This window comes from Thermodesulfobacteriota bacterium, from assembly GCA_039028315.1.
GTDB lineage: Bacteria > Desulfobacterota_D > UBA1144 > Nemesobacterales > UBA2774 > CR02bin9.
Genome location: JBCCIH010000151.1, coordinates 1 through 6,174 on the forward strand (window position 1 = coordinate 1; position 6,174 = coordinate 6,174).

Annotated in this window: 8 protein-coding genes; all 8 read left to right on the plus strand. The window is 39.6% G+C overall.

Features of this window, described 5'->3' with window-relative positions; translation table 11 throughout:
- Positions 1–973: DNA polymerase III subunit beta (gene dnaN, locus AAF462_09280; protein MEM7009309.1), on the plus strand; the 973-nt coding region annotated here is incomplete at its 5' end.
- Positions 974–1,323: 350 nt separating this feature from the next.
- The gene (locus AAF462_09285; GenBank protein ID MEM7009310.1) at positions 1,324–1,677 is read left to right on the plus strand and encodes a hypothetical protein; all 354 of its coding nucleotides are present in this window, start codon (positions 1,324–1,326) and stop codon (positions 1,675–1,677) included.
- Positions 1,678–1,831: 154 nt separating this feature from the next.
- Positions 1,832–3,310, plus strand: a complete 1,479-nt coding sequence (locus AAF462_09290) for a hypothetical protein (protein MEM7009311.1) — start codon at positions 1,832–1,834, stop codon at positions 3,308–3,310.
- A 1-nt stretch (position 3,311) separates the two neighbouring features.
- The gene (gene gspM, locus AAF462_09295; protein MEM7009312.1) at positions 3,312–3,908 is read left to right on the plus strand and encodes a type II secretion system protein GspM; all 597 of its coding nucleotides are present in this window, start codon (positions 3,312–3,314) and stop codon (positions 3,906–3,908) included.
- A 1-nt stretch (position 3,909) separates the two neighbouring features.
- Positions 3,910–4,815 carry a type II secretion system protein GspN gene (gene gspN, locus AAF462_09300; protein MEM7009313.1) on the plus strand — a complete coding sequence of 302 codons (906 nt, stop codon included), beginning with the start codon at positions 3,910–3,912 and terminating at the stop codon, positions 4,813–4,815.
- A gap of 20 nt (positions 4,816–4,835) precedes the next feature.
- A complete protein-coding gene (locus AAF462_09305; protein ID MEM7009314.1) occupies positions 4,836–5,102 on the plus strand; it encodes a cupin domain-containing protein in 267 nt (88 codons plus the stop codon).
- Between the two features lie 82 nt (positions 5,103–5,184).
- The gene (locus AAF462_09310) at positions 5,185–5,700 is read left to right on the plus strand and encodes a bifunctional nuclease family protein (GenBank protein MEM7009315.1); all 516 of its coding nucleotides are present in this window, start codon (positions 5,185–5,187) and stop codon (positions 5,698–5,700) included.
- Positions 5,701–5,749: 49 nt separating this feature from the next.
- A partial coding sequence (locus AAF462_09315) for an MFS transporter (GenBank protein ID MEM7009316.1) occupies positions 5,750–6,174 on the plus strand: 425 nt, incomplete at its 3' end.

The following is a 6,174-nucleotide window of genomic DNA, read 5'->3' on the forward strand; positions in this document are numbered from 1 at the left end:
AATTTCATCTACAGATCTAGAAACCACTATGAGCACATGGTGCGAAGCACAGGTTCAGAAAGAAGGCAGTTTAGCTATACCAGCTAGGAAGCTGTATGAAATTGTGAAAGAGCTTCCTGACGGTGAGATCGAAGTAGAGGAGATAGGAAACCACTGGGTTGAGATTAGAAGCTCTTCAGCTCACTTTAAAATTGCGGGGCTTCCAAGCGAAGACTTTCCAATTGTTCCCGAGCTTCACTCAGACAACCTCTTTAGTGTTGAGAGCTTTTTAATTGAGGATATGATTTCAAAGACAATTTTTGCTGTCTCTCCTGACGAACTAAGACGCAATCTGGCAGGGATTTATTTTGAAGAGTCAGCCGATAAAAACTTAAGACTCGTTGCAACAGATGGGCACCGCCTCTCGTTAGTTGAGAAAAAAGTAGACGGAGGGGTTAAGTTTGATAAAGGTTTTGTTGTTCCTAAAAAAGGCGTTGCTGAACTTAGAAAAGTTCTGAGATTATCCGAGACTGTTAAGATTGGAGTTGGGGATAATTTTTTTATGGCAGAGGGGGACAACATAGTACTTATTGCAAGACTCATAGACGCTGACTTTCCAGACTACAAGCAAGTCACACCAGAGGTTACAAAAGTAACAATCACTATTGGAAAGGATGAGCTGTTAAGTGCTTTAAAAAGAGTTTCTATTCTGTCATCTGAGAAAACAAGAAGCGTTAAGCTAAATATTGAGAATAATGAAATGACCCTAGTCTCAGTATCTCCTGAGTTTGGTGAGGCTAAAGAATCTTTAGCACTTGAATACTCTGGAGAGCCTGCCGAACTAGGATTTAATGCCCGCTATTTAATGGATGTGCTTGAAGCGATTACTCAGGAGAAAGTTCAAATAGGACTTATTGATGAGCTAAGCCCTGCTGTGATTAAACCAGACGATGAAGAAGTTTATATGTCAGTTATTATGCCAATGAGAGTTTAGTAGCCATTTGAGTCTTTATGTTAGAGATATTATTTCCCAAGTTATGCAGCTCATGTGCTGACCCCGTTTCAAAAAGTCAGAATATATGCTCTGATTGTTCCGATGATATAAAGTGCATTCAGGACTGGTCTTATTGCAGTAAATGCGGCGTACCTTTTGGGTTCTATAGCTCTGATAATGAAAACTATTCCCCCGATATCGACCATAGTAATAGAAATCTCTGCTCAAAATGTCTGAAAGATTTTTACAGCTTCAATAGAGCACGTTCGATTGCCATATATGAGGGCAAAGTCAGGGATCTAATAATTAGTTTTAAATATGAGGGTAAATTAAATAGAGTAAATTCTCTTTTGGAGATTTTATTTTCTAATTTTCCTAATGATTTAGATAGTTTTGACACTGTGGTGCCTGTACCACTTCACATTGATAAACTCAGAAAAAGAGAGTACAACCAGTCAGTAATTCTTGCACAATCTGTTGCAAAGTATAAAAGTGTAAGCTGTGATCTATTTGGTCTAAAAAGGATTCGTGACACACGGCCACAAATAGAGATTGCAAATGAAGGCGAGAGAAGAAAAAATGTAAAGGGCGCGTTTTCTGTTTCGGATTCAACCGTTTTCAAGGATAAGTCCGTACTATTAGTAGACGATGTCTTCACCACAGGCTCAACTAGTGATGAGTGCAGTAAAATGTTACTTAAATAAGGAGCTTACAAGGTACAAGTGCTTACACTAACTAGAGCCTGGGCTATGTAATTTTATTTGACTTTGAAGGGCGTTTACTTTAGATTTAAAGTATAAGATTAAGTAGATTACTTAAAAAATCAGGCTTACTATTAATTTTGGCTTACTAAATATTATGTATGGAAGATTTGTCGGACTAGATATAGGATCTAAGAACATTAGGGTATCTCTCATTAAAAGAGGGTTAAGAGATGTTCAGCTCCTGCAAACTATAAGCGTCGAGCGCTCTTCGTCAGAAGTCGGGGATTCAGATTCTATTGCCGAAATCTTCAAAGCCTACTCACTTCCCAAAGGCGATATTGCAGCTTCTATCTCAGAGAACCCCAAATCATTTAGAGTAATAGAATTTCCATTCTCTGATCCAAGGAAAATTGATCAGGTCTACGAGTACGAGCTTGAGAACATATCAACATTTGATCCAAGAGAAAAAGTACACGGATATCACCTTATAAAAAATGGAGCCACTGGAGAAGCTTTAGTATGCGTGTTCGAAAAAGAGCAAGTAGCTGATTTAATCCACTCCTATAATGAGCACGGAATAGACCCAAAGATAATTACCTACTCACCGCTTGCGATGGGGGCATTACAAGAATATGTCTCAAGCGACGGACCGGTTCTGCTAATAGATTTTGGGGACAGCGAAATTAGTTATTCACTTTTTGACGAAAGTGGTATTAGAAGAGTGCGTTCATCAACGAAGACAGTACAAGCATTTTTGAGCAGTCTAGGCACGGGAGAGCTTAAGGATCTAACAATCGGCAGCTCAGACGCAGCAGACATTACTGATCATTTTACTCCTATACTTAGCGAAGTTAAAAAGACCATACAGTTTTTCGAGCTAGAGGTTAAAGAGAGCATAAAAAGCATTGAGATTTCAGGTGAGCTATCAGTAATAAATGGCATAACGGATTATTTGAAAGACTCTCTTAAAAAAGATGTTAGAAAGATATACATACCTGAGATTGGGGCTGATAAATCTGCGCTTTTTGCTAAATCCTATGCACTGGCACTTTATGGAAGCTCGTTTAAAAATGGAAATTTAAATTTTAGGAAAGACCAATTTAAGTACGTAGGGGTTGACCATGAGCTTAGAAAACTGCTTATGGTTCCGGGAATATTGCTGGGGATTTTGATACTCTTTTTTATATATACCTCAGGATCTTCTTACTACGATCTAAAGAAGAATGTAGACGGCATGGAAGCTCAAATAGCCCAGGTTGTGAACAGCACTTTTCCAGATGTTAAATACATTCCAAAGCCTGCAGGCTATATGAAGGCAGAGGTTGCAAAAGTAAGAGAGAAGCTCGATCTTATCCAAGGTGTTCAGAGTGCTCAAACACCTCTTGATGCCTTAAAAGACCTTTCCTCAAGCTTGCCGGAAAGTCTTGCACTTAAGGTAAGTGAGATAAAGTTTGAAAACGCGACCACAATTAGGATTCAGGGCGTTTGCGGGTCCTATCAGGAAGTTGCAGAAATAGAAAAGGCGCTTACAGACTCAGGAATGTTTGAGACTGTTACCAGGAACCAGACTGGTAACGCTGTAAACGGTCAGACAAGATTTGAAATATCAGTCGTACTAAAGGCGCAGGCATAAAATGGATTTAGAAACATTAAAACAAAAGTATAGAGAGTTGATAGAGAAGGCCAGGGAGAAAATCTACACCCTTACTTCAACTCAGAGGGACAGAAGAGCTCTTCTCATAGGCGGATCGGCTATAGTTATCATTGTGCTTTATCTCATATTTCATTCCTATACTTCAGGGACTGCAAATTTAGAGAGACGCTATGCGCAGCTTGAAAATGAGCTTACAGAGGTGAAGATGTTAAAGGCTGAGTACCTAGATTCGAAAAAGCAGATTGCTGAGCTGTCTAGCAAAATCAAGAAGGAAAATGAGGCATTAATATCTGTGGTTGAAAAAATCTTGTTAAAAGAAAATCTGGATAGACAGAATTTTTCAATCAGAGATGTTAACACAAGGTCAAATTCTGAAGAAGATTTTTATGAGGAAAAGAGCGTTGATGTGGAACTGAGTAAAATATCACTCGAAACGCTTGTCGATATTCTATATACGCTTCAAAACAGACCGTCTCTTAAGGTTGGGAACTTGAATATAACGACAAAATTTGATAAAGCTAATTCTATGAAGGTAAAGCTAAGGGTTTCTACGTATGAGTTTAAACAGGTGAGTTAATATGAAAGGTCTTAGGGAAAAAATAAAAAATCTTAAACATATAGTTCCGATATCATACGTGGCATTTTTTATCGCGGCGTTCTTTGTTTTTTTGGCTCTCACATTCCCGGGAGATGTTGTAAAAAGCAGGGTTATTTCAGAGATACAAAACAGCACTCCTTATAATGTAGAGATTCAAACTGCGGATATATCTGTGCCTTTTAACATTAACCTTAAAGGCGTTACTATTCATAAATCTAGAACACAGTCCATTGAGCTAGATAGCGTATCAGTAAAACCTTCTATTTTCTCAGTATTCTCAGACACGCCCAACGTTCCTTTCACAGCTAAGTTGCACGGTGGACAGGTTGTCGGATCAATTAAAATAAATAAATCAAACGGCAAAATACACGAATTAAAAGCTGACATAAAAAATGTAAGGGTAAACGAAATCCCTAACCTGCTATCTAAAAGCGGAAACTCTGAAATAGCAATTCACGGACAGCTCATGGGAGAGTTAGATGTAGTCTTCGAACCTGCTCCACAAGGGGATTTTAACTTTGTAGTGCACGGGCTTGCGTTTGATAACCTAAAAGTAAAGGGAATGAAGCTTCCATCACTTTCTAACCTAACATCGAACTTTAACGGAAATATAGCAAACGAGCTTACAAATATTGATGAACTCAGCATCACAGGCGACGGCATCGATATTCAGATTGCTGGAACTGCGCCACTTCTTTGGGAAACCTCGCAGGGCGGAATTTTGGATCTAGGCTACAGGGTCGAGATCACTGACAACGATCTGGCAAAATATAAAACTTTCCTCTCACCATATTTAGCTAAGCACCGTGACGGTAGTCTGGGCGGTAAGATAATGGGCACCGTTACTAATCCAAGGTTTGAAAAAGATTCCGTTAAGATCAGATAAGCACTCAGGAATAAATACCAATGAACGAAAAAGAGTTTGAGGAGCAACTATTAAGTGAGGGTTTCTCAGGTATTTTCGTTCACCGTGACTCACCAAACGCGTTCTATCCCGAACACACGCATTCAGGTATTACGGCTCATATAGTCTTGGAAGGAGAGATTAGCGTAACCTCTGAAGGAAATACCACTAATTATGGACCCGGACAAAGATTCGATGTTCCGGCAGGAGAGGTGCATAGTGCTCAAATTGGACCTAGCGGATGTCTTTATATGATAGGCGAAAAATAGCCAATACTTAAGGTCTCCTATTCCAAATAAATAGCAAGTTTTACCTCAGGCTTTGTGCTATTCTATTGTCAGGGGTGAAATTATGAAACATAGATTCATTTTCAAACTAGCAGCGGTTAGTTTAGTCGTTTTTATTTTTTCAAGTCCCGTCTTAATGGCTGATAGCCAGGACTCACTTAAAGAGATGGAAATAAAAGGCATAGCCTTTGATAAAAACTTGCAAACTCCGGTGGTCTTTTTAACAGATTTAGGTCAAAATAAGATTCTTCCAATATGGATTGGAATTTGCGAGGCCAGATCAATTGAGCTTAGCCTATCTGATGTGCTCCCGCCAAGGCCACTTACATATGACTTCATAGCCGCTATGGTTCGGACAATGAATGCAAAAGTGGAGCGTATTGTTGTAGTGGATCTAAGAGACGAAGTGTTCTACGCACAGGTCGAATTAACTGTTGACGGAAAGATCTCTAAAATTGACGCCCGTCCAAGTGACGCCATTGCACTTGCTGCAAGAGTGAATGCCCCTATATTTGTTAAGCAAAGTGTAATAGACAAGGCGGCCCTTTTAGACCCCAATCTGGAAAAACGGGGTCTCTAGTTTAGTAGGAGGATCTTCAAAATTATTCGATATTTGTTTTCCCTCTCTAATGGGGTTAAGATCTGAGATATCTCAGATTGGAGGGAAAGTAATTCCTAAGAGCGGCACTACTATTTTTCTATATATAGCAGTATCCATAGCTTCTCTGGGTGGATTGATTTATGGATACGATCTTGCAGGTATAGCTGGAGCTATACTGTTCATTAAAAAGGAGTTTAGCCTCTCTCCTTTTTCCCAAGAGCTCATACTAAGCTCTGTTCTATTTGGCGCAATGATAGGGGCAGCGCTCGGCGGTAAACTCACAGATAAGCTTGGGCGCAGGAAGATTCTGATTATAAGCGCCGTGATTTCATTTGTTGGTGTTCTTGGCACAGTGCTGGCAAACGGCATATTGATGCTGATTATTGCACGAATAGTTGTAGGAGCCGCGTTTGGCATACTTTCTTTTGCGGTCCCACTTTACATCTCAGAGAT

Excerpts from the sequence above, each read along its gene's own strand:
- AAF462_09290 (MEM7009311.1), top strand. The coding sequence starts at position 1,832 with ATGTATGGAAGATTTGTCGGACTAGATATAGGATCTAAGAACATTAGG.
- gspM (MEM7009312.1), top strand. The coding sequence starts at position 3,312 with ATGGATTTAGAAACATTAAAACAAAAGTATAGAGAGTTGATAGAGAAG.
- gspN (MEM7009313.1), top strand. The coding sequence starts at position 3,910 with ATGAAAGGTCTTAGGGAAAAAATAAAAAATCTTAAACATATAGTTCCG.
- AAF462_09305 (MEM7009314.1), top strand. The coding sequence starts at position 4,836 with ATGAACGAAAAAGAGTTTGAGGAGCAACTATTAAGTGAGGGTTTCTCA.
- AAF462_09310 (MEM7009315.1), top strand. The coding sequence starts at position 5,185 with ATGAAACATAGATTCATTTTCAAACTAGCAGCGGTTAGTTTAGTCGTT.